Origin of the sequence: Promicromonospora sp. NPDC023805, assembly GCF_040639635.1 — a bacterium.
GTDB lineage: Bacteria > Actinomycetota > Actinomycetes > Actinomycetales > Cellulomonadaceae > Promicromonospora.
Genome location: NZ_JBFAAH010000004.1, coordinates 174,269 through 196,074, shown reverse-complemented (window position 1 = coordinate 196,074; position 21,806 = coordinate 174,269). Strand labels below are relative to the sequence as shown.

Below are 21,806 nucleotides of genomic sequence, written 5' to 3'. Positions count from 1 at the left end.
CCGTGCCGGGCGCGCCGACCCGATTGCGACGCTGACGAGCTCAGAACTGCCTCACCTGCGGGTCCATCGCTGGTTGGTCTGGCCGTTGCAGTCCCAGATCACCGCGGCCGTACCGTTGCCGGTGCCCTGACCGCTCGCGTCCAGACACTTGAAACGAGAGAGAGTTCTCGATGCTCAGCCCGTGGCCGCCGAAGATCGGGGCCTGCATGGTGTCGTACCCCCAGAGGTTGTTGTTCCACGCAGGTTGGGTCATCGTCGCCGTGGTGCCGTTGATGGACGAGACCGGCGAGTGACGATCGGTGAAGTGCCCGATGGAGCGCAGCTCGAGCCGGTTCTTCTGCGGCAGGTTCGAGAGGTAGTTGAGCGCCGGGTTCGTGATGTTGAATCCGGTGGTGGTCATCTGGATGTCGCTACGAGCGATGGTCACCGATGCGCGGGGCGACGAGACGCCGTTGACGAAGAGGTCACGGGTGTCTTGCCCGGCTGGCGTCGAGGCGACCCAGATGTTCTTCGCCGAGTCGTACGAGCTCCACCCGGTGACGGGCGTCGAGCCGGTCAGGACGGGGGTCGCGCCCGGGGCGGCCGTCCAGCGCACGGTCGTCGTGGTGCGCCCGCCGTCGGCGGCCGTGAAGCTCAACGGCGAGGAGAGCTCGTAGCGGCCCCCGGCGAGCACGACCACCACGTCGGTCGGGGACGCGGAGCTCTGGTTCTGCCTGACCGCGGTCTTGACCTGCGAGATCGAGCATGGCGCGCTCGAGGTGCAGCCGGTTCCGCTGCCACTGGGCGAGGCGTAGTAGGTGGTGGTTGCGGCGGTTGCGGGGGTCGGACTCACGAGCGCCCAACCCCATGCCAGGGTCATGGCCATGAGCGTGGTCAGGAGACGCCGAGGCGTGCGATTCATCTGAGTTCCTCCGAACATCGTTGTTTGGGGGGTGCCCTCGGCTCACTCGCTTCAGCTGTTATGCGTAGTACATCCGATCCTCGGCCGGAACTCAATGGACATGTGATATGTGCTCTCTATGTCCGTCGGTCGACCCAGGCATGCCTCCCCGCGCGGACCAATCCCGCGCAGGGAGCGGGCACCAACGACGTTCAGCGCACCGGCGCGCTGCTCCGCCCCTGAGCCTGTCCGGTCATCTCCGCGTCGAACGTCTCCTGCGCCACGCGCATCTGCTCGGCGTACACCGGATCCTGCAGCCGCGCCCACATCGCATCCTCCGGAACGTCTTCGACGTGGGTCACGACCCACCAGATATTGCCGAACGGGTCCTTGATCCGTCCGCCGCGCTGACCGAAGGCGCTGTCGGCGAGTGCGGTCACGACCTTCGCGCCCGCAGCGACTGCCTTCTCGAAGACGGCGTCCGCGTCCGGCACCCACACCCGCAGGAGGCTCGGCATCACCGGCCACTCCGGCGCACGGTCGAAGGCCAGCACGACGGTGTCACCGACCCTGATCTCGCCGTGGCCGATCGCGCCGCTCTCGGTCGCCACGCGGGCAAGTTCCTCGCCGTCGAGCACCTGGGTGACGAAATCAAGGAAGGCTCCGGTGTCGTCGGTGACGACCCAGGGGGCGACGCTCGTGTAACCGGCCGGGGTGGCGTTCTGCAGCTGGGACATATTCGGTTCCTCTTGGGTTCTTCGTGCTGATGTCCGCAACGCTAGGAGTGAAGTAGGACGGTTCATGTCCTAGATACGGAGATGATTGGTAGATGGCCGGACCCACCTCGCGTTTGCTGACCCTGCTCTCGCTGCTACAGACCTCGCGTACCTGGTCGGGCAGCGAGCTCGCCGAGCGGTTGGACGTCACCCACCGCACGGTGCGCCGCGACGTCGACAGGTTGCGCGAGATGGGTTATCCCATCGACGCCGACCTCGGTGCCCACGGGGGCTACCGCCTGGTCGCGGGCACCTCGATGCCGCCGCTGCTCCTGGAGGACGACGAGGCTGTCGCCGTCGCGCTCGGTCTGCGGACGGTCGCCGTCCAAGGGCTGCCGGAGCTCGAGGACGCAGGCATCCGCGCGCTCACCAAGCTGAGCCAGTCACTACCTTCCCGGCTGCGACATCGGGTGCGCACGCTGGGTGCTGCCGCGATGACCCGCAGACCGGGGCCTGAGATGTCGGTGGATCCCGACATCCTCACGGTCCTCGCCGCCGCCACCTCGAATCGGGAACGTGTGCGCATGGAGTACGAGGATCGCAGTGGGGTGGCCAGTGCTCGGCACGTCGAACCCCAGCGCCTGGTCGTCGTGCGCCAGCGGTGGTATCTCGTCGCGTTCGACCTCGACCGCGACGACTGGCGGCACTTCCGGGCCGATCGGATCTCGGCCCCCCGCGCCACCGGCGCGCGAGCGCGGGAACTCATGCCGGACGCGGACGTGCTCGCGCATCTCGAGCATGCCGAGCGCGCGATGGCACCGACGTACCGCGCTGAGGTGACCCTACGGCTGCCGTTCGACAAGGCCCGGGCGCGGTTGCGCGATCATCTCGGCGACGGCGAGATCGCGCCAGAAGGAGATGACACCCGGTGGCGGAGCTCGGCCGACACCGTCGAGTGGCTGGCGAGGCGGTTGCTCGCGCTGGACTGCCGCTTCGTGCTGCACGGGCCGCAGGAGCTGCGGGAGCACCTCGCCTGGATCCATGAGCGGACCGGTTGAGGTAGCTTCAGCGAACCTGCGCCCCAGCACGGCGACGGAGCCGAGCGATCTGACGGAGCCGTGCGACCTTCAAAGGAGCCTCGTTGTCCATGAGTACCGCACGGCCCGCGACCGCCGGCCGGACCTTCCCGCTGGGGGCCGTCCGGCTCGGCCCCGGACCGTTCGCGGTCGCCCAGCGGCGGGCGCTGGAGGCGGTGCTCGACATCGACCTGGACCGGCTCCTCGCCCCGTTCCTCGTGGCGGCGGGGCTCGACAGCCGGGCCGAGCCGTACGGCGACTGGGAGAGCGGGGGGCTCGACGGCCACATCGGCGGTCACGCCCTGTCCGCGCACGCCAAGCTGTGGGCGGTGACCGGCCAGGACGCGCTGCACGACCGTATGGAGCACCTGCTCGACGTGCTCGAGCGCTGCCAGGACAAGGTAGGCACCGGCTACGTCGGCGGGGTACCGGACGGGCCGGCCCTGGGCGAGGAGCTCACCGCCGGCCGCATAGACGCCGACCTGTTCAGCCTCAACGGCCGGTGGGTCCCGGTCTACAACCTGCACAAGACGCTCGCCGGCCTCATCGACGCGGCGACCCACGGGCGCTCCGAGCGCGCGCTGGCCATGGCGACGCGCTGGGCCGACTGGTGGCTGTCGGTCACGAAGGCCGTCACCGACGAGCAGGTCGAGCAGATCCTCACCGCCGAGTTCGGCGGGCTCAACGAGGCGTTCGTCGAGCTGGGCGTGCTCACCGGCCGTGAGGACCTCGTCGCCGAGGGGCGCAGGCTGGCCCACCGCAAGCTGCTGGATCCGCTGGCCGACGGCGGCGACCCGCTCGACGGGCTCCACGCCAACACGCAGATCCCCAAGGTGCTGGGCTACCAGCGGCTGGCCGACCTGGAGCGAAACGGCGCCCCGGACCGCGACCCCGGCGCCGAGCGGTTCGCCGCAGCGGCCGACGCCTTCTGGTCCTCGGTGGTCGAACGCCGCACGCTGGCGATCGGCGGGAACAGCGTGCGCGAGCACTTCCACCCGTCGTCGGACTTCACCGAGGTGCTGACGGACCGCGAGGGGCCGGAGACCTGCAACACCCACAACATGCTCGAGCTGGCGCGCCTGCGGCTCGACCGCGAGCACGACGGCGCCACGGTGGAGTTCGCCGAGCGGGCGCTCTTCAACCACGTGGTCTCGTCCGTCCACCCCCGGCGCGGAGGCTTCGTGTACTTCACGCCGATGCGCCCGGCCCACTACCGGGTGTACTCGCGGCCGCACCTGTCCATGTGGTGCTGTGTCGGCTCGGGCCTCGAGGGCCACACGCGGTACAACGAGCTGATCTACACCCACGACGGGCCCGACCTCCGCGTCGAGCTCTACACGCCGGCGGTCCTCGACTGGCCGGAGGAGAGCCTGCGGGTCGAGCTGTCGACCGAGCTGCCGTTCCGCGACCAGGCCAGGATCGAGGTCACCTCCGAGACGCCCCGGGCGCGCACGCTGCGCCTCCGCGTGCCGTCCTGGGCGGAGCTCGGGGGCCTGAGCGTCGACGGCGAGCCGGTCGACGCCGTCCTCGTCGACGGTTATGCGGAGATCGCGCGGACCTGGAGCGGGACGACGGCGGTCACGATCCGGCTCGCACCCCGACTCGTCGCGGAGCCGCTGCCCGACGGGTCCGGCTGGGTCGCGTTCCGCTACGGCCCCGTCGTGCTCGCGTCACGCAGCGGCGCCGGCAAGCTCGCGGGGCTCGTCGCGGGGCCCGACCGGATGGCGCACGTCGCCCACGGCCAGTTGGTGCCGATGCGGCAGAGCCCCATCGTCGCTGCCGAGCCTCCGGAGTCGGCGGTGGCGCTCGTCGACGAGCCGACGCTGACGTTCGAGCTCGCGGTGCTCCGGGAGCGGTCCGGCGAGCTCGTCCCCGGCACCGTCCTGCTCGAACCCTTCGCCGCCATCCACGACGAGCGCTACACCATCTACTTCCCGGCCGACGCCGACCCGTCCCGTGCCCTGTCCACGCTCCGGACCCTCGACGACGCCGACACCGCAGCGGCCGTCTTCGACAAGGTGACGGCCGGCGAGCAGCAGCCAGAGGTGGACCACGGGTTCACGGGGGAGCGGACCCGGGCGGGCGGGGCGGACGGGGTGCACTGGCGCAGCACGACCGGGTGGTTCGAGTACCGCCTCCGCTGCCCGGACACCGCGGCCGCGGTGCGGACGCGTTTCGTCGACCGCGCCGCCAGCCGACGTCGGATCCTACTCAACGGCCTCGAGGTCGGCCCGTCACGGACGCTCACCGCGCCGGTCGACGGCGAGGGCCTGGCCGAGCACGAGTACTACCTCACGGAGGCCGTGCGCGAGGCGGGTGCCCCGGGCGAGACGGTGTTCCGCGTCGAGGCGGTGGACGGCGCGGACAGCGGCGACCTGCTGGTCGTCGAGGTGGTCCTGCGGGAGGGCTGAGGTGTTCCGGCCCAGGAGAGATGTGAGGATGACCGGATGCCGGCGCACACCACGCAGTTCTTCGTCGATCTTGAGTCACGGGTCTGGGACACGCAGGTCAGCGGTGACCCGCAGGCGCAGCACGAGCTGCTGTCCGCGGACTTCCTCGGCGTGTACCCGTCCGGGTTCGCGAACCGGACAGAGCACGCCGAACAGCTCTCGGACGGCCCGATCACCACGTCGTACTCCATCGTGGACGCGCGGCTGATCGAGGTCTCCGAGAGCTCGGTGCTGCTCTGCTACCGCGCCGACCACCAGCCGTCCGGTCAGGACGAGACGGAGTCCATGTTCATCAGCTCACTGTGGGTCGAACGCGACGGCCGCTGGCGGAACACGTTCAGCCAGGACTCGCCCGTCGGTCCCTGAGCCTGCTGCTCAGCGCTTCGTCGTCGCCATCCACTCCCAGACGCTCGCACCGTCGTGGTGCGGGTCGTCGCGCGCGACGTAGATCCACGACCAGTGCCCGGGGTAGGTGATCCCGTCCCAGGTGACGTTGTCGTACAGGCTCATGATCGAGCCGTCGATGCGCTCGTGGGCATGGACGGTGTTGGCCTGGGCATCCAGCGTCGTGTCGTCGGACGAGTGCACGAGCCACGTCGGGGTCCGCATCGCCGCGAGCTCGTCGTCGGAGATGAAGTACACGTCGGAGCCGTCGCGGGCACCGATGCCGCAGCAGATCGGTACGGAGGTCGCGAACGTCTCGGGGTGCTCGGCGACCATCTTCAGCGACATGTACCCGCCGTTGGAGCAGCCGACGACGTGGATCCGGCTCGCGTCGATCCGGTGCGATCGGGCGACCTCCTCGATCGCCTCCAGGATGAGCGGCGCGAACCCGTCGCCGTCGAGCATCCAGGCCGACGTCGCCTGCGGCGCGAGCACGTAGGCACCACCGAAGATGTCCTGCGCCTCCGGCGTCGCGAAGCCGAGCGCGCCGCGGTTCGCCCGCAGCTGCGCCTCGTTGTCGTAGTAGTCGTACCCGCCGGTCCGCAGGCCACCCTCGCCGCCGCCGTGCAGCCAGACGACGAGCGCCGCGCCGCGCCGACCGCTCCGGCGCGCAGGGGAGAACAACCGGTAGTTCAGGCCCGACGCCGTCGCATGGTGGGCGAACGCGTCGACCTCCGGATCGGACACCCGGCCCTGACGGAACGAGTCGAGCACCACGGGGCCGCCCGGACCTCGCCCCCGCAGCGGCTCGACCTGCGTGATCGCGTAGTCCAGATCCAGGAGGACGTTGCGGCCGTGCGCACCCAGGTACTGCAGGGTGCCGCCGCCGTCGACACCCCAGCCGTGCTCGAGCTCCAGCGTGATCTCGCCACGGCGGGTCCACGTCGCCGCGGTGACCACACGATCCTGCGCGTAGGCGACCTCGCGCGTGAGCGGGTTGGTGGCGGTGACGTGCACGGCGAACGTCGTGGACGTCAGCGACGACCGCTCAGCGCGGTGCAGGGCGGGGGAGGAGATGGCGAGCGACGTCACCTGCTCGCCGCCGTCGAGAACCTCGGCGATCGGCGTCACCAGCGCCTCGCGACGCCCGCTCCCGGCAGTGTTGACGGCGGCGCTCGCGGCCGGTCCGCCCAGCAGCGCCGAGGCGCCGACGGTCGCGCCGGAGACGATCAGGGTGCGGCGGGTGATCTCTGTGCGCATGGCGGAACTCCTTTGTCCGGGGCCAAGTGGCCGGCCCGCGCGAGCGCATCACCAACCACCCGGAGGCTAGTTAGCGCGTCGACGCACGTCAACGGATGCTGTGCGGTCGCCGTTGAGCGCTCCGTCCAGTGCGGAGAGCTGGGCCTCGACGAAGGCCCGGGAGACGGCGGCTCCCGCTTCGATGGAATCGAAGTTGTGATAGCCGCCGGGCACCACGCGGAGCGTGCAGGCGACGCCTGCCTGCTGCAGCCGCCGGGCGTAGGTGACGTCCTCGTCGTGGAACAGGTCGTTGGTGCCGACGCCGATCCAGGCGGGCGGCAGGCCGGAGAGGTCCTCGTAGCGGGCCGGCGCGGCCAGCGGGGGCACGTTGCCGTCGGCCGCGGCGGGTCCGAGGTAGGAGCCCCAGCCGAACCGGTTGCTGGCCGGGCTCCAGATGCGGAGCCGCCGCGGGTCGACGTCGGCACGGGTGGTGGTCCGGTCGTCCAGCATCGGGTAGGACAACAGCTGCAGGACCGGACGGATCTCGCCGCGTTCCCTCGCCAGCAGGGCCAGCCCGGCGGCCAGGCCGGCGCCGGCGCTCTGCCCGCCGATCGCGATGCGGGCGGGGTCGACGTCGGGCTGGCCGGCGAGCCACTCCAGCGCGGTGTAGCAGTCGTCCAGCGGCGTCGGGAACGGGTGCTCGGGCGCGAGCCGGTACTCCACCGACACGACGACGACGTTCAGCTCGTCGGCGATCCGGCGGCAGAACTGGCTGTCCTGCGCCGCGTCGCCGAGCACCATCCCACCGCCGTGGATCCACAGCAGCGCAGGCGTCCGAGGCCTGGCCGAAGCCGGCCGGAAGACGTGCACCGACACGTCGTCGGTCACGGCGACGATCTGTGCGTCGGGACGCCGGGTCCTCCCGGCCAGCCGGGTGAGGCGCCGGAGCGTGGGCAGCGTCCGGGCGGTGATGAAGGTGCGCGGCAGGAACCGCGCGGCCCGCAGCTGCGGGTGGAAAGGCTGCTCGGTCATGATTCGGATTTCCTGTTCACCAGGGCCAGGGCATTGCTGAGGCCCTGCTCGAGAAGGTCGTCGGAGAGCTGCCGGTCCGTCAGGGCGCGGGCGAGCTGCAGTGTCCCGGCCATCAGGCCGAGGAGACTGAGTGCCATGACGCGGGACGCGAGCGGATCCTCGGGAGTCATGCGGGCGGCGAGGCCGTCGATGACGACCAGCACGCCGTCGGTGTAGGCCTGCCGTGTGGTGTCGCCGCTGCGCGCGATCTCGTCGAGCAGGGCGGCGTTGGGGCAGCCGTCGACGGGGTTGTCCCGGTGGTCGCGCGACAGGTACCACCGCACCACCTGCTCGAGGCCCGCCGCGCCGGGATCGGCCTGCTCGACGACGTTCCGGTGCAGCGTGTGCAGCTGGTCGGTGATCGCGGTGTCGACGAGCTCGTCCTTGGACGCGAAGTGGGCGTAGAAGGCGCCGTTGGTCAGGCCCGCGTCCTTCATGAGGGTCGCGACGCCGGAGCCGTCGATGCCGTTCCGCTTGATCCGCCGACCGGCCGTCGCGACGATCCGCTGCCGGGTCTCCTGCTTGTGCTCTTTCGTGTACCGCACCATCTGTTCCTCCATCTCAGCCGGTTCCTGCAGCCTTGTCGATGCCGCTCGGGAAGGTCAGCTCGGGTCAGGCGGGCATCTTGTTGAACCGGCGGATGACGCGGTCGAAGACCCGCGCCGGGGCGACGCGGTGCACCGCGTTGATGGTCATGGCGGTCGTGCCGGCGGTGCGCCGCAGCCTCGGGTTCCGGTCGGTGGCCGCCGCGACGATCACCTTGGCGACGACGGAGGGGTCGTCGCCGCTGGTGAGGTTCTTCGCCAGCAGCTCGTCGTAGTTGCGCCGTCCCGCCGCGTAGAGCGCCATGGGGGTGTCGGCCTCGACGCTGTGGCCCGCGAACGGGGTGTTGATCGGGCCGGGCTCGACGAGGAGGACGCGGACGCCGTACTCGCGGACCTCGTGGTCCAGCGACTGGGAGTAGCCCTCTACCGCGTGCTTGGTCGCGACGTAGACGGTCATGAACGGGCTGGGTACGAACCCGCTGAGGGACGAGACGTTGATGATCCGCCCCCTGCCCTGGTCGCGCATGTGCGGCAGGACTGCCTTGGTCATCCGCATGACGCCGTAGACGTTGATGTCGAAGATGTCCTGCGTCTGGCTGATCGAGAACTCCTCGCCGGCACCGGTCGATCCCACGCCGGCGTTGTTGACCAGGACGTCGATGTGCCCGAAGCGGTCGATCACCTGCTTGACGGCCGAGGCGACCGACTCGTCGCTGGTCACGTCGAGGTCGAGGTAGGTCACGCCGGCGGGTGCGGTGGACCGCGAGGTGTTGCGGCCGGTCCCGATCACCTCGAAGCCCGCCGTGACGAGCGCGGTCGCTGCTGCCTTGCCGATTCCTGAGGTGGCGCCCGTCACGAGCGCGACCTGCTGAGCTGTTGTCATCACTGGCTCCCTGAGGTTATTGAAGTATGTTCGTACGACAATAAGCCGCCGACGACCAGGAGCACAAGGGTTTCCGGAAAATTAGATGATGACCGTACTTTGAACCGGCTTCGTCGCCCGGTCAGCTCGCCGGTGCGCCGAACCAGCGCGAGAGGTGGGCGTCCAGCTCTCGCTGGTCGTCGCCGACCCAGGCGACGTAGCCGTCGGGTCGAAGCAGGAGGCACGGGGCGTCCAGCGCCACGGCCGGATCCGCGACGTGGTCGACCCGGTCGGACCAGCCGCCCACGGTCAGGCGTCCGGTGCGGTCCAGCAGCAGGCCGCGACCGCCCCGCAGCAGCTCGTAGAGGCGGCCCTCCTGCACGTCCAGGTCGCGCAGGCGGCGGCCGACCAGGTCGGGCCCCGAACCCAGGTCAGGCCCCGAACCCAGGTCGTAGCGCAGGTCGATCGCAGCGATCTTCCCGATCAGGCGCCGGTTCACCTCGTTGAGGTCCATCAGCTCGGTCAGCAGCCTCCGCACCGCCCGCGGGCCCGGTTCGGTGGACTGCAGCGTCAGCTGGGCGCGCGTGTTGTCCAGCACGTCCGCGGCGACCGGACGGCGCTCCGCCTCGTAGGTGTCCAGCAGGGCGTCCGGCGCCCAGCCGCGAACCTGTGCGGCCAGCTTCCAGCCGAGGTTGAACGCGTCCTGGAGGCCGAGGTTGAGGCCCTGCCCGCCGATGGGCGGGTGGATGTGCGCGGCGTCGCCGGCCAGCAGCACCCGGCCGACCCGGTAGTGCTCGGCCAGCCGGGTCGCGTCCCCGAACCGGGACAACCAGCGCGGCGAGTGCACGCCGAAGTCGGTCCCGGCGACGGCGCGCAGCTGCTGCCTGAAGTCCTCGAGGGTGGGCGGTTCCGTCCGGTCCGGGCTGACTCCCGCGGCGGGGACGACCACCTGATAGGCACCCTCCCCGAAGGGCCTGAGCCAGAACTGCCTGGTGGTAGCGCTGATCTCGGCCACCTTGGCGACGATCTCCTCCTGTGGCGCACCGACCCGCATCTCGCCCATCAGGGTCTCGGTCCGTGCGGGTTCGCCGGGAAAGCCGACGCCGAGCAGCTTGCGCACGGTGCTGCGCGCGCCGTCACAGCCGACGAGGTAGCGCGCGCGAAGCCGTTCGCCACCGGACAGCTCGACCGTCACGCCGTCGGCGTCCTGCTCGATGCCTGCCACCGCTGAATCGCGCCGCACCTGCGCACCCAGGCTGATCGCATGCTCTTCGAGCAGGCGGACGATCACCGGCTGCTGGATGCCCAGCAGAAAGGCGTGCGCGCTGTCCAGGCCCTCGGGTACGGGCTTGTCGATGGCGGCGAAGAAGCCGGCGGCCGGACGGCGTCGCCCGTGCTCGAGCAGGCGATCCAGCAGTCCGCGCATCGCCAGCTGTTCGAGGCTGCGGATGTGCAGGCCGACTATGCGGACGAACGACGCGGGCTCGGTGTCCTTCTCCAGGACGAGCACCCGCACGCCGTGCAGGCGGAGCTCGGCGGCAAGCAGTGCGCCGGTCGGCCCGCACCCGGCGATGATCACGTCGAACGTGAGGGGCGCGGGGTGGGCGTCGGAGATGACTGAGGAATGCACAGGTGGTGCCTTTCGGGATGCCCAGCTTGAAGGGCACTCCCGGCGACGCCTACGTCAGTCGCCAGTTCCTCGCGGAAGGGGGAGCACCCAGATCGGTCCTGCGTTCATGGGTCTCACCTCCTTCGACGGTGTCGCGGTCCGGTACAACCTACCCCGTTCCGGCCGCCGATAGGTTGGACATCGCGGAGCATGGGACCGGCGTACGAACCGAGGGCAAGGAGAACCAGAGATGATTCGCAAGCTGCAGGCCGTCGCGATCGACTGCGCGGACCCGGTCCGCCTCGCCGAGTTCTACGCCGGGCTGCTGGGCGGGCAGGTCGAGGTGGACGCGGACGACCCGGACTGGGTGGAGCTCCGCGGTTTCGACGGCACGCCGCTGGCCTTCCAGCGGGTGGAGGGATACCGGCCGCCGCAGTGGCCCGGGCAGGAGTCGCCGCAGCAGATGCACCTCGACTTCGACGTCGACGACCTCGAGGCGGACGAGCAGCGCGTGCTGGAGCTGGGCGCGACGGTGCTGGAGCGCACGGACCAGCTGCGCCCGGAGGCCAACTGGCGGGTCTACGCCGACCCGGCGGGCCACCCGTTCTGCCTCTGCGAGCACTGAGCCGAGCTCGCACCTCCGAGCTCGTCAGGCGCAGCCCGCCATCACTCGCTCTGATAATGCGCGCCATCGGCCGGCACGAGGGCGCGGGCCGCCTGTTCCGGCGCGCCCGGCTCCCGCCCGGCAACTGCTAATAATGCGCATCATCAGATTGACCGGCCGCTCCGCGGACGGTGACACTCCTGACGACAGCCGCCGGATCGGAGCTGGGTTCAAGGAGGAGCCGTGCCACGTCGCCGCATCACCCAGACGGACGTCGCCGCGATGGCCGGCGTCAGCCAGGCCACCGTCTCGTTCGTGCTCAACGGCAGCACGCCGAGCGGCGTACGCATCAGCGAGGAGACCCGCCAGCGCGTCCTGGACGCCATCCGGATCACTGGCTACACCGCGAACCCCGCCGCCCAGCGCCTCGCGGGCGGGCTCGCCCAGATCCTCGGCGTGTTCACCTACGAGGCGACGTTCCCCCGGGCCAGCCGCGACTTCTACGGCCCGTTCCTCGTCGGGATCGAGCACGCCGCCGAACGGCTCGGCGTCGACCTGCTGCTGTTCACCAGCGCACCCGTCACGGACGGGCGCCGCAGGCTCACCCGCGACGGCTGGCAGCGGCTCGGCGTGGCAGACGGCTGCCTGCTGCTCGGGCAGCACGAGCACCGCGGCGAGCTGCAGCACCTGCTCGACACCAACTACCCCTTCGTCTTCATCGGCAAGCGCGGCAGCGACGGCGGCCGGCTGCCGTACGTGGGCGCCGACTACGTAGGGGGAACCGTGCGGCAGGTCGAGCGCCTCGTCGCCCTCGGCCACCGGCGCATCGGCTACGTGGGCATGCGCGGCACCGACCAGCCGACGCTCGACCGGGTCGACGGGTACCGCAGCGCCATGAAGGCGCAGGGGCTCACCACACGGTTCGTCGAGCTCGACGACGTCGCCGCCACCGCCGCCGAGATCGTCGACCAGCGCTTCACCGCCGTCGTCGTCGCACCCGAGAACCATCCGGAGGAGCTCGCCGACGAGCTCGAACGCCGCGGCAAGCAGGTGCCCGACGACGTGTCGGTGCTGCTGCTCGGACAGCCGCACCATCCCCGCCGCGGCGGCAGGAACTGGTCCGGCTTCTCCGTACCCCGCGAGGAGATGGGCGCCCGGGCGCTGTACCTGCTCTCCCGCCTGGTCTCCGACGACAGCCCCAAGCGGGAGCGCGAGACGGGCCGCACCTCGGCGCTGACCGAGGCGGAGCTCCACCAGATCCTCGTGTGCCCCGACGTGGAGGGCGGCACCGCCGCACCGGCCCGCACCGGCGAACCAGCGACCGACGACAGGACGGACCCCGCGTGACCCATCAAGACCTGCAGACCGACGTGCTCGTGGTGGGCGCCGGCCTCGGCGGCATCGCCGCTGCGCTCGCGGCCGCCGACCGTGGCGCTCGCGTAGTCCTCACCGAGGAGCACCGCTGGATCGGCGGGCAGCTGACCTCGCAGGCGGTGCCGCCCGACGAGCACCCATGGGTCGAGCGGTTCGGCGTGACCGCGCGCTACCGGGCGCTGCGCGACGGGATCCGCGACGTCTACCGCCGTCGTTACCCGCTGACCGCCGCCGCGCGGGCCTGGCCGGAGCTCAACCCGGGTGCCGGGTGGGTCTCGAAGCTGTGCCACGAGCCACGGGTCGCCGTCGGCGTGCTCGAGGAGATGCTCGCGCCCTACCGCTCCGCCGGCCGGATCACGCTCCTGGAGCGGGTGCGCCCGGCCGCCGCCACGACGGACGGCGACCGGGTGACGTCGGTGACGCTCGCCTCCGTCGTCGGCGGTCCGGAGGTGACGGTGAGCGCCGCGTACACGATCGACGCGACCGAGACCGGGGAGCTGCTGCCGCTGACCGGCACGGAGTACGTCACGGGGTTCGAGTCGGCGCGCGAGACCGGCGAGCCGAGCGCCCCGGACGAGGCCCAGCCGGACAACGTCCAGGCGTTCAGCGTGTGCTTCGCCGTCGAGCACGCGGACGGCGAGCACACCATCGACAAGCCGGACCGCTACGACTTCTGGCGTTCGTACGCGCCGGGTGCCTGGGGCGGCGAGCGGCTGCTCTCGTGGACCGCGCCCAACCCGCGCACCCTCACGCTGGAGCGGCGGTCGTTCACGCCGAACCCCGGCGACGACCCGCTGGCGGTCGACGCGGACCAGTCGAAGAACGCCGGCGACGAGAACCTGTGGCTGTTCCGGCGCATCGCCGCGCGCGACCTCCACGAGCCCGGCTCCTACGCGAGCGACCTGTGCCTGGTGAACTGGCCGAGCATCGACTACTTCCTCGGCCACGTCCTCGACGTGCCCCGCGACGTCGAGGAGGCCCGGATCGCCGACGCCCGGCAGCTGAGCCTGTCGATGCTCTACTGGATGCAGACCGAGGCCCCTCGGCCCGACGGCGGCACGGGGTTCCCCGGCCTGCGGCTCCGCCCCGACGTCATGGGCAACCCGGACGGGCTCGCCCAGGCCGCGTACCACCGCGAGTCCCGCCGGATCCAGGCGGTCACGACGGTCACGGAGAACGACGTCTCCTACGCCGTCCGCGGCGACCGGGGTGCCACGCGGTACGACGACTCGGTGGGCGTGGGCATGTACCGGATCGACCTGCACCCCTCCACGGGCGGCGACACCTACATCGACGTGCCGTCGACGCCGTTCGAGATCCCGCTCGGCGCCCTGCTCCCGCGGCGTACGACGAACCTGCTCGCGGGCAACAAGAACATCGGCACGACGCACATCACCAACGGGTGCTACCGCCTGCACCCCGTCGAGTGGAACGTCGGTGAGGCCGCCGGCCACCTGGCCGCGCACTGCCTCGCCACCGGACGCACCCCGCACGCGGTCCAGGCCAAGCCCGACCTGCTCGCCGACTACCAGGCCGAGCTGGTCGCCGCAGGGGTCGAGCTGCGCTGGCCGGACGGCGCGCACCCGTACTGAGCACGTCCACACCGACACCCCAGCGACATCCCGTACTGACACCCCCAGCGACATCCCGTCGCGGATCAGTCCAAAGGAGAACTGATGTCTGCACAGCACACCCCCCGCCGCCCGAACCCCTGGGCCCGGCCGCGCCGTCGGGCCGCCGTCGCCGCGACCGCCATGAGCGCGGTGCTCGCCCTCACCGCCTGCGGCGGCGGAACCGACGCGCCGGTGGGGGAGCCAGAGGCCCCGGCCGAGCCCGTCGACCTGCGGATGACCGTATGGACCGCCGACGAGGCGCAGCTCGAGCTCTTCCAGAGCATCGCCGACGACTACGTCGCCCAGAACCCGGAGCTGGTCTCCGGCGTGACGTTCGAGACCATCCCGTTCGAGGACTACACGACGGCCCTGACCACCCAGCTCGCCGGGGGCAACGCCCCTGACCTGGCCTGGATCTTCGAGAGCAACGCGCCCGAGTTCGTCTCCAGCGGGGCGCTCGTCGACCTGCGCCCGCTGCTCGAGAGCACCGAGGGCTACGCCCTGGACGACATGGTGCCGAGCGCCCTGGGGCTCTGGGAGGACGGCGACGGCCTGTACGCCTACCCCTTCTCCAACAGCCCGTTCGCGATGTTCGTCAACACCGGTCAGATCGCCGCAGCGGGGCAGCCCGACCCGGCGGAGCTCGTCGCGTCCGGCGAGTGGACGTTCGACGCCGCCCGGGACATCGCCGCCGCCACCGCAGAAGACTCGGGCAAGCAGGGCCTGGTCGTGCGGGACTTCGAGTACCAGGCGTGGGAGAACCTCGCCACCGTCTGGTCCGGCTGGGGGGCCGCGCCGTGGAGCGCGGACGGCACGCAGTGCACCTTCACCGAGCCGGAGATGGTCGACGCCATGACGTGGATCCATGACGCGGCCTTCAAGGACGGCGCGATGCCCGGCCCGGGCACCACTGCCGACTTCTTCGCCGGTGACGCCGCGATGACCGTGACCCAGATCAGCCGGGCGTCGTCGCTCGACGGCTCGTTCGACTGGGACGTCGTGCCGCTGCCCGAGGGGCCGGCCGGTCGACAGAACGTCGTCGGGCAGGGCGCCGTCGGCGTCTTCGCCGCCGGTGAGCACCCGGACGTCGCCGCCGACTTCCTCGCCCACTTCACCAACCCCGAGAACGCCGAGCAGCTCAGCGCCTACTTCCCGCCGCCGCGCGCGTCCCTGCTCGACGCCGAGGGACTCGCCGACGCCAACCCGAACCTGAGCGCCGAGCAGCTGCAGGCGGTCGTCGTGGACGGCGTCGAGGACGCGGTGACCAAGCCCGCGCACAAGAACTTCGCCAAGCTGTCGGGGACCGTGCGCGCAGAGCTCGACGCGCTGTGGACGGCGGACGCCGACGTCGAGGCGGTCCTCGCCGATACCTGCTCGGCCATCGCGCCGCTGCTGGAGGAGTGACGGTGGCGACTCTGTCCGCGGGAACCGTCTCAGCGGCGGTACGCAGGGACTGGCTCGTCGGCTACGCCATGGTGGCGCCGGTGGTGCTCGGCGCGCTCGCGTTCGTCGTCCTCCCCCTGTGCATGGTGGTCTGGTACTCCCTGCACGAATGGAACGTCCTGGCGAACACGTTCACGTTCGTCGGCGCCGAGAACTACGAGCGCATGGCGGCCGACGGCGGGCTAGCGGACGCCCTCCTGGCGAGCCTGTGGTTCTCGGTGGGGCTCGTCGTCCTGAACATCGTGCTGGCCCTGCTGCTCGCCGTCCTGCTCAACCAGCGTCTGCCCGGCACCACCACGTTCCGGACGTTCTTCTTCTCGCCCGTGGTCGTGTCGCTGGTCGCGTGGACGATCGTGTGGAGCTTCCTGCTGCAGGCCGACGGCGGCATCAACGGGTTCCTCGCGGTGCTCGGCATCGACGGCCCGAACTGGCTGCGCCACCCGACGACGGCGATGGTGTCCGTGATCGTCGTCCAGGTCTTCAAGAACGTCGGGCTCAACATGATCCTGTTCCTCGCGGCGCTGCAGGGCGTGCCCGAGGAGCTGCAGGAGGCCGCCCGGCTGGACGGCGCCGGCGCGTGGCGCCGGTTCCGGTCGATCACGCTGCCGCTGATCAGCCCGACGATCCTGCTGGTCTCGATCATCACGATCGTCGGCTCGCTGGAGGTCTTCGCGCAGATCGACGTCCTCACGGGCGGTGGTCCCGGGAACTCGACCACGGTGCTCGTCTACTACCTGTACCAGCAGGCGTTCCAGTTCAACGAGTTCGGGTACGCCAGCGCCATCGCGGTGCTCCTGTTCGTCATCGTCCTCGCGCTGACGCTCCTGCAGTGGCAGTCGCGCAAGAGATGGGTCTTCCATGAGGTCTGAAGTGCTGCCCGCCCGACGCCGCCGGAGGTGGTCCCGGTGGCTGCTCGTGGTGCTGCTGACCCTGTTGAGCGTGCCGTTCGTCTTCCCCACCTGGTGGATGGCGACGTCCAGCCTCAAGCCGATGAGCGAGATCCTGCGCCGGGTGCCGACCATCTGGCCGCAGGACCCGTCGCTGGACGCGTACGGCAGGGTGTTCACGCTGCAGCCGTTTGCCCAGCAGTACTGGAACTCCCTGTACATCGCGGCACTGGTCACGATCGGCACGATGCTCGTGGCCGCGATGGCCGGCTACGCGTTCGCGCGGATCCGGTTCCCGGGGGCGAACGCCCTGTTCGTGCTGGTGCTCGTCGGTCTGCTCGTGCCGTCCGAGGTGACGATCGTCCCGCTGTTCCGGATCGTCAACACTCTCGGGCTGATCAACACGCACTGGCCGCTGATCGTCATCCCGATCCTCGGGGCACCGGCGGTCCTCGCCGTGTTCATCATGCGGCAGTTCTTCCTGGCGCTCCCGACGGAGCTAGAGGAGGCGGGCCGGATCGACGGGCTCGGGCGGTGGGGGATCTTCTGGCGCATCGCCCTGCCGCTGTCGCGGTCGGCCCTCGGCGCCGTCGCGATCTTCACGTTCCTCAAGTCCTGGAACCTCTACCTCGAGCCCATCGTCTACCTGTCCAGCAAGGAGAGCTTCACGCTGCCGCAGGCGCTGACGCAGTACGTCGACGCGTACGGCGGCCCCATGTGGAACGTCCAGCTCGCCGCGACGACGCTCACCGTGCTGCCCGTCCTCGCCGTGTTCCTCGTGGCGCAGAAGCAGTTCGTCCAGGGACTGGCCCACAGCGGGCTCAAGGGCTGAGCATCCGGTCCGGGTGGCCAGTGCGTGGTTCCGGAGTGATCTTGGAACCAGGGGGCGCCGGGTGCGCCCCCTGGCGCCCACCCACCGGCAGGGGTGAAATTTAGATGTGGTGTTAGCGTGAAGCGCTCTGTATTCGCCGCGTCTTATGTAAAGGAGTTCTGGCGCCCCGGTGTGACAGCCCGGTAGCCCGGGCGGGAGGGGAGCCGCTGTGATGAGTACTTCAGAATCCACAAAGTCCCTGCTTGGCCAGGTCCAACGCGCCGCCCGCCGGGTCGAGCGCGGGGGGCGAGGCCCCGCTGAACAGCGCGTCGGTATCGACAAGGTCGTCTTCGGCGTCGCGGGTCTGATCGCCGTCGCCTTCATCGTCTGGGGCTTCGCGGGCCCCGACAGCCTCGGCAAGGTGGCCGACGCCGCCCTCGCCGGAGTGCTGCGGAACTTCGGCTGGCTGTTCGTCATCGCCGCCACCGTCTTCACCATCTTCGTGCTCGTCGTCGCGGGGGGCCGGTTCGGCAAGATCACCCTGGGCCAGGACGGCGAGAAGCCGCAGTACAAGACGTCCTCCTGGATCGCGATGATGTTCGCGACCGGGATGGGCATCGGCCTCATGTTCTACGGCGTGGGCGAGCCCCTGTACTTCTACATGTCGCCGCCGCCCGGCACCGTCGAGGGCTCCACCCCGGAGGCCGCGGCCACCGCCATGGGCACCACGCTGTTCCACTGGACGCTGTACCCGTGGGCCATGTACGCGATCGTCGGCCTCGGCATGGCCTACGGCACCTACCGCCTGGGCCGCGCCCAGCTGTTCAGCTCGATGTTCACGTCGCTGTTCGGGCACAAGGCCGTCAACGGGGTCGGCGGCCGGGTCATCAACATCCTCGCGATCCTCGCGACGCTGTTCGGCTCCGCCTGCTCGCTGGGTCTCGGCGCCCTGCAGATCGGTGGCGGCCTGCAGCACTCCGGCTTCCTCGCGAACGTCGGCACCGCGACGCTCGTGGTCGTCATCGCGATCCTGACAGCGCTGTTCGTGCTCTCGGCGGTCTCCGGCATCGAGCGCGGCATCCAGTGGCTGTCCAACGCCAACATGTGGCTCGCGCTGGTGCTCGCGATAGTCGTCTTCATCGGCGGCCCCACGCTCTTCATCCTGAACGTGCTGCCGGCCTCGCTGGGCGCGTTCGTCGGTGACCTGCCCGAGATGGCCTCGCGCACCGCGGCCTCCGGCGACCAGTCCCTGTCCGACTGGATGGGCACGTGGACGATCTTCTACTGGGCCTGGTGGGTGTCCTGGACGCCGTTCGTCGGCCCGTTCATCGCGCGCATCTCGCGCGGCCGCACGGTGCGCCAGTTCGTCGTCGGCGTGCTGCTCGTGCCCTCCATCATCTCGACGCTGTGGTTCGCGATCTTCGGCGGCGGCGCCATCGGCCTGCAGGAGCGCGCCGAGCAGGCACAGGACGCCGGCTCGGCGCTCGCCGCCATCGGCGAGGCCGGGGCCGACATCAACTTCGACCTCATCCTGTTCCAGACGCTCGGCGCCCTGCCGGTGCCCGGCTGGGTAGGGCTGGTCCTGATGGGCCTGGCGGTCGTACTGGTCGCGATCTTCTTCGTCACCGGCGCCGACTCCGCGTCGATCATCATGGGCGGCCTCTCCGAGAACGGTGCCGAGCACCCCAGCCGCAGGTCAGTGGTGTTCTGGGGCGTGAGCACCGGTGCGGTGGCCGCCGCGATGCTGCTGGCCGGCGGCGACGATCCCGCCAGCGCCCTGAACGGCCTCAAGAACATCACCATCGTCTCGGCGCTGCCGTTCGTCCTGGTGATGCTCGTGCTCTGTGTCGCCCTGTGGAAGGACCTCTCGCGCGACCCGCTGGTCCTCAAGCAGGAGCTGGCGGTCCAGGTGCTGGCGGAGACCGTGGACACCGGCGTCGAGAAGCACGACGGCGAGCCGTTCGAGCTCTCCACGGCGGCCTCGGCCACCGAGGAAGACCCGGACGAGACCCCGCCGACCCCCGGGAACGGCGTGCCGTCCGCCACCGAGGGCGGAGCGGCGGTCAGGGAGTAACCGATAATCCGTTGCCGGGCCACGGCCCGGCAACGGACGGTGTACCCATGACCGACCCCTCCCGCCTGCTCCAGGCGTACGACGAGCAGCTCCGTACCGACGCCGAGACGCCCAGCGCCATCTCGGTGACCCACCTGGGGCCGTTGCGCCTCGTGACCTTCCTGGGCGGACGCGGCTTCGTCACGTACCGCGATCTCGGCGGGGCCGACGAGCCCCAGGTGCGCAAGCTCGTCGCCGACGCCATCGCCTACTTCCGTGCCGACGGTGGCATCACGAAGGTCGAGTGGAAGACGCGCGGCCACGACCATGCCCCAGGCCTGCACGACGCGCTGCTCGAGCACGGGTTCGTCCCGGAAGACCCGGAATCGATAATGATCGGCGAGGCCGAGGCGCTCGCGGCGGACGTCCCGCTGCCCGACGGCGTCACCCTGCGCCGGGTCACCGAGGAGTCCGACGTCCGCGCGATGTGCGCCATGCAGAACGAGGTGTTCGGCGCCCCGGTGTCCGACGAGACGGCGAACGCGATACTGCGCAGGCAGGCGCTGGGCGACGGCATGGAGCTCTGGGTCGCGGAGGCAGAGGGGCAGATCGTCACCGCGGGCCGGCTGGAGCCGGTGGCGGACACCGAGGTCGCGGGAATCTGGGGCGGCAGCACCCGGCCCGAATGGCGTGGGCGCGGCATCTACCGCGCGCTGACGGCGGCCCGCGCGCGCTCGGCCCTCGCGCTGGGCAAGACCCTGATCCACAGCGACTCGACCGAGTACTCGCGCCCGATCCTCGAGCGCTACGGCTTCGTCAAGGTCTCCACGACGACGCCGTACGCCTGGGAGCGCTGAACCTCACCCCGCCCGCCGTCGGCCCATGATGTTGGCCGGCTCGGTGACGCCCGCGTACCGGAACCCCGGTACCAGGTCGACGAACCCGAGCCGGCCGTAGAGCACCTTGGCGCGGTCGGCGGGGTCGGCGGTCGTGGACAGCAGGGTGTGCCGGTGGGTGATCCGGTCGAACAGTCCGCTCAGCAGCGCCGTCCCGAGCCCCCGGCCCTGGTGCTCCGGCAGGATCTCCAGCTCGTTGAGCTCGAACGTGTCCTCGGTCCAGGCCGCATGGCCCGCTCGCGCCAGCGCGGGGCCCACCTGCTGCGGCCACCAGTGCTCGGGCTGGTAGTCGAACCCGTACACGAACCCCACGAGGTCGGCGCCCTCGAACGCCCCGAGGGTCAGCGCTCCGTCGTACAGCGGGAGGTAGGCGAGCCGGGTGTCCCGGAAGTGGTCGCGACGTTCGTCGGAGTAGCCGAACGCCCGCTGGAAGATGTCGGCGATCTCGTCCGCACGCCGCAGCACCTCCGAGGTCTCCAGCGTGCGGATCGTCATGTCGGCACGGTAACGCCGGCGAGCGGTTTCGTCGCGGGGGGCGTACCAGGCCTCGCCGCCCGATTCACCCACCCGCGCCGGAACCTGGCCGACACGGCACGCGTTTGACAGCCCGAAGTTGGACAAGCGTCCTAGACTCGGATCTGCAGGGATTCTTACGAGGCGGAGTGTGTGTCGTGGTTCAAGGCAAGGTCATCAGGTTCGATGAGGTTCGCGGCTACGGTTTCGTCGCGCCGGACACGGGCGGCGACGACGTGTTCATCCACGTCAACGATCTCGAGTTCGACAAGCGCCACCTCGCGGTCGGCGCAGTGGTGGACTTCGCGGTGGAGGACGGCGACCGGGGCCTGAAGGCCTCGACCGTCACCCTGGTCGCGCCCGCCCCGGCGCTGGCGGCGTCCGCCGTCGCCGCGGTGGCCCATACCGCGCCCGTCCCGGCTTTCCTCCCCGCGCTGCCCGACGCCGCCTCCCGGCCCGACGGCGACGCGCCGTCCGAGCGGGAGCTCGCCGTCGAGGTCACCGAAGTCCTCCTCGCGGGGGTGCCGACCCTCACCGCGGAGCAGGTCCTCGCCACCCGGGGTGCCTTCGTCGCGGTAGCGCGCTCGCACGGCTGGGTCTGACGCCGGTTCGGGGTGTTAACGCCCTGTTTCCGTCTCTGATGCGCGGAGACGGTACCGCTACGGGGCGATATCAGGTCGGTAACGATCAAGTCCAGCAAACGGCGAAGTAGGGCAAACCCTCCCATCGCGTGAGTAGCGTGAGCGGAAACCATGACGGTGACGGACGTCTCACCCCCGG

20 protein-coding genes are annotated in these 21,806 nt (G+C 70.6%); 12 read left to right on the top strand and 8 right to left on the bottom strand.

The genetic code is table 11. The features are described from left to right. Positions 1–51: 51 nt before the first annotated feature. Together AB0F70_RS07065 and AB0F70_RS07060 are read right to left on the bottom strand one after the other, a co-directional pair. The gene (locus tag AB0F70_RS07065; protein WP_357445383.1) at positions 52–144 is read right to left on the bottom strand and encodes a hypothetical protein; all 93 of its coding nucleotides are present in this window, start codon (positions 142–144) and stop codon (positions 52–54) included. 948 nt (positions 145–1,092) lie between these two features. Next, complete coding sequence (locus AB0F70_RS07060; RefSeq protein ID WP_357445255.1) at positions 1,093–1,617, bottom strand: VOC family protein; 525 nt, start codon at positions 1,615–1,617, stop codon at positions 1,093–1,095. 92 nt (positions 1,618–1,709) lie between these two features. On the opposite strand from AB0F70_RS07060, the gene AB0F70_RS07055 reads away from it, so the two are divergent. The 3 genes from AB0F70_RS07055 (at position 1,710) to AB0F70_RS07045 (ending at position 5,488) form a co-directional block, all read left to right on the top strand. Continuing rightward, positions 1,710–2,654, top strand: coding sequence for a YafY family protein (locus tag AB0F70_RS07055; RefSeq protein ID WP_357445252.1), 945 nt, complete (start codon positions 1,710–1,712; stop codon positions 2,652–2,654). An 89-nt stretch (positions 2,655–2,743) separates the two neighbouring features. Further along, on the top strand, positions 2,744–5,083 hold the full coding sequence (locus AB0F70_RS07050) for a beta-L-arabinofuranosidase domain-containing protein (RefSeq protein ID WP_357445249.1): 2,340 nt from the start codon (positions 2,744–2,746) through the stop codon (positions 5,081–5,083). A gap of 36 nt (positions 5,084–5,119) precedes the next feature. Then, positions 5,120–5,488 (top strand): nuclear transport factor 2 family protein, encoded by a 369-nt coding sequence (locus AB0F70_RS07045; protein WP_357445246.1) that lies wholly within the window; start codon positions 5,120–5,122, stop codon positions 5,486–5,488. Positions 5,489–5,497: 9 nt separating this feature from the next. Here the strand turns inward: AB0F70_RS07045 and AB0F70_RS07040 are convergent, their stop codons facing one another. The 5 genes from AB0F70_RS07040 to AB0F70_RS07020 form a co-directional block, all read right to left on the bottom strand. Further along, positions 5,498–6,766, bottom strand: coding sequence for a prolyl oligopeptidase family serine peptidase (locus AB0F70_RS07040; RefSeq protein ID WP_357445243.1), 1,269 nt, complete (start codon positions 6,764–6,766; stop codon positions 5,498–5,500). Positions 6,767–6,832: 66 nt separating this feature from the next. Further along, a complete protein-coding gene (locus tag AB0F70_RS07035; protein WP_357445240.1) occupies positions 6,833–7,777 on the bottom strand; it encodes an alpha/beta hydrolase in 945 nt (314 codons plus the stop codon). Then, positions 7,774–8,376, bottom strand: a complete 603-nt coding sequence (locus tag AB0F70_RS07030; protein ID WP_357445237.1) for a TetR/AcrR family transcriptional regulator — start codon at positions 8,374–8,376, stop codon at positions 7,774–7,776. The genes AB0F70_RS07035 and AB0F70_RS07030 overlap by 4 nt, the downstream gene beginning before the upstream one ends. Before the next feature lie 52 nt (positions 8,377–8,428). After that, the gene (locus AB0F70_RS07025) at positions 8,429–9,244 is read right to left on the bottom strand and encodes an oxidoreductase (RefSeq protein ID WP_357445234.1); all 816 of its coding nucleotides are present in this window, start codon (positions 9,242–9,244) and stop codon (positions 8,429–8,431) included. Positions 9,245–9,365: 121 nt separating this feature from the next. Next, entirely contained in the window at positions 9,366–10,853 is a 1,488-nt protein-coding gene (locus AB0F70_RS07020; protein WP_357445231.1) for an FAD-dependent monooxygenase, read from the bottom strand. 229 nt (positions 10,854–11,082) lie between these two features. Between AB0F70_RS07020 and AB0F70_RS07015 the strand changes: the two genes are divergently transcribed. The 8 genes from AB0F70_RS07015 (at position 11,083) to AB0F70_RS06980 (ending at position 20,474) form a co-directional block, all read left to right on the top strand. Beyond that, entirely contained in the window at positions 11,083–11,457 is a 375-nt protein-coding gene (locus AB0F70_RS07015) for a VOC family protein (protein ID WP_357445228.1), read from the top strand. 222 nt (positions 11,458–11,679) lie between these two features. Beyond that, on the top strand, positions 11,680–12,783 hold the full coding sequence (locus tag AB0F70_RS07010) for a LacI family DNA-binding transcriptional regulator (RefSeq protein WP_357445225.1): 1,104 nt from the start codon (positions 11,680–11,682) through the stop codon (positions 12,781–12,783). After that, entirely contained in the window at positions 12,780–14,402 is a 1,623-nt protein-coding gene (locus tag AB0F70_RS07005; RefSeq protein WP_357445222.1) for an FAD-dependent oxidoreductase, read from the top strand. The genes AB0F70_RS07010 and AB0F70_RS07005 overlap by 4 nt, the downstream gene beginning before the upstream one ends. Positions 14,403–14,486: 84 nt before the next feature. Beyond that, positions 14,487–15,827 carry a sugar ABC transporter substrate-binding protein gene (locus AB0F70_RS07000; protein WP_357445219.1) on the top strand — a complete coding sequence of 447 codons (1,341 nt, stop codon included), beginning with the start codon at positions 14,487–14,489 and terminating at the stop codon, positions 15,825–15,827. A 2-nt stretch (positions 15,828–15,829) separates the two neighbouring features. Then, entirely contained in the window at positions 15,830–16,735 is a 906-nt protein-coding gene (locus tag AB0F70_RS06995; protein WP_357445216.1) for a sugar ABC transporter permease, read from the top strand. After that, positions 16,725–17,585, top strand: a complete 861-nt coding sequence (locus tag AB0F70_RS06990) for a carbohydrate ABC transporter permease (protein ID WP_357445213.1) — start codon at positions 16,725–16,727, stop codon at positions 17,583–17,585. Before AB0F70_RS06995 ends, AB0F70_RS06990 begins: the two co-directional genes overlap by 11 nt. Before the next feature lie 211 nt (positions 17,586–17,796). Then, positions 17,797–19,638, top strand: coding sequence for a BCCT family transporter (locus tag AB0F70_RS06985; protein WP_357445210.1), 1,842 nt, complete (start codon positions 17,797–17,799; stop codon positions 19,636–19,638). A gap of 47 nt (positions 19,639–19,685) precedes the next feature. Continuing rightward, entirely contained in the window at positions 19,686–20,474 is a 789-nt protein-coding gene (locus AB0F70_RS06980) for a GNAT family N-acetyltransferase (protein WP_357445207.1), read from the top strand. A gap of 3 nt (positions 20,475–20,477) precedes the next feature. On the opposite strand, the gene AB0F70_RS06975 is transcribed toward AB0F70_RS06980, so the two are convergent. Next, positions 20,478–21,008: a GNAT family N-acetyltransferase gene (locus AB0F70_RS06975; protein WP_357445204.1), complete on the bottom strand. Its 531-nt coding sequence runs from the start codon at positions 21,006–21,008 to the stop codon at positions 20,478–20,480. Between the two features lie 176 nt (positions 21,009–21,184). On the opposite strand from AB0F70_RS06975, the gene AB0F70_RS06970 reads away from it, so the two are divergent. After that, entirely contained in the window at positions 21,185–21,628 is a 444-nt protein-coding gene (locus tag AB0F70_RS06970) for a cold shock domain-containing protein (protein ID WP_357445202.1), read from the top strand. Positions 21,629–21,806 lie beyond the last annotated feature (178 nt).

What these genes read in the sequence shown, in the direction of transcription:
- AB0F70_RS07000 (WP_357445219.1), top strand. Translation starts at nt 14,487, where the DNA reads ATGTCTGCACAGCACACCCCCCGCCGCCCGAACCCCTGGGCCCGGCCG.
- AB0F70_RS07060 (WP_357445255.1), bottom strand. Translation starts at nt 1,617, where the DNA reads ATGTCCCAGCTGCAGAACGCCACCCCGGCCGGTTACACGAGCGTCGCC.
- AB0F70_RS06980 (WP_357445207.1), top strand. Translation starts at nt 19,686, where the DNA reads ATGACCGACCCCTCCCGCCTGCTCCAGGCGTACGACGAGCAGCTCCGT.
- AB0F70_RS07015 (WP_357445228.1), top strand. Translation starts at nt 11,083, where the DNA reads ATGATTCGCAAGCTGCAGGCCGTCGCGATCGACTGCGCGGACCCGGTC.
- AB0F70_RS07030 (WP_357445237.1), bottom strand. Translation starts at nt 8,376, where the DNA reads ATGGAGGAACAGATGGTGCGGTACACGAAAGAGCACAAGCAGGAGACC.
- AB0F70_RS07035 (WP_357445240.1), bottom strand. Translation starts at nt 7,777, where the DNA reads ATGACCGAGCAGCCTTTCCACCCGCAGCTGCGGGCCGCGCGGTTCCTG.
- AB0F70_RS07050 (WP_357445249.1), top strand. Translation starts at nt 2,744, where the DNA reads ATGAGTACCGCACGGCCCGCGACCGCCGGCCGGACCTTCCCGCTGGGG.
- AB0F70_RS06985 (WP_357445210.1), top strand. Translation starts at nt 17,797, where the DNA reads ATGAGTACTTCAGAATCCACAAAGTCCCTGCTTGGCCAGGTCCAACGC.
- AB0F70_RS07055 (WP_357445252.1), top strand. Translation starts at nt 1,710, where the DNA reads ATGGCCGGACCCACCTCGCGTTTGCTGACCCTGCTCTCGCTGCTACAG.
- AB0F70_RS07025 (WP_357445234.1), bottom strand. Translation starts at nt 9,244, where the DNA reads ATGACAACAGCTCAGCAGGTCGCGCTCGTGACGGGCGCCACCTCAGGA.
- AB0F70_RS07045 (WP_357445246.1), top strand. Translation starts at nt 5,120, where the DNA reads ATGCCGGCGCACACCACGCAGTTCTTCGTCGATCTTGAGTCACGGGTC.
- AB0F70_RS06975 (WP_357445204.1), bottom strand. Translation starts at nt 21,008, where the DNA reads ATGACGATCCGCACGCTGGAGACCTCGGAGGTGCTGCGGCGTGCGGAC.
- AB0F70_RS07040 (WP_357445243.1), bottom strand. Translation starts at nt 6,766, where the DNA reads ATGCGCACAGAGATCACCCGCCGCACCCTGATCGTCTCCGGCGCGACC.
- AB0F70_RS06990 (WP_357445213.1), top strand. Translation starts at nt 16,725, where the DNA reads ATGAGGTCTGAAGTGCTGCCCGCCCGACGCCGCCGGAGGTGGTCCCGG.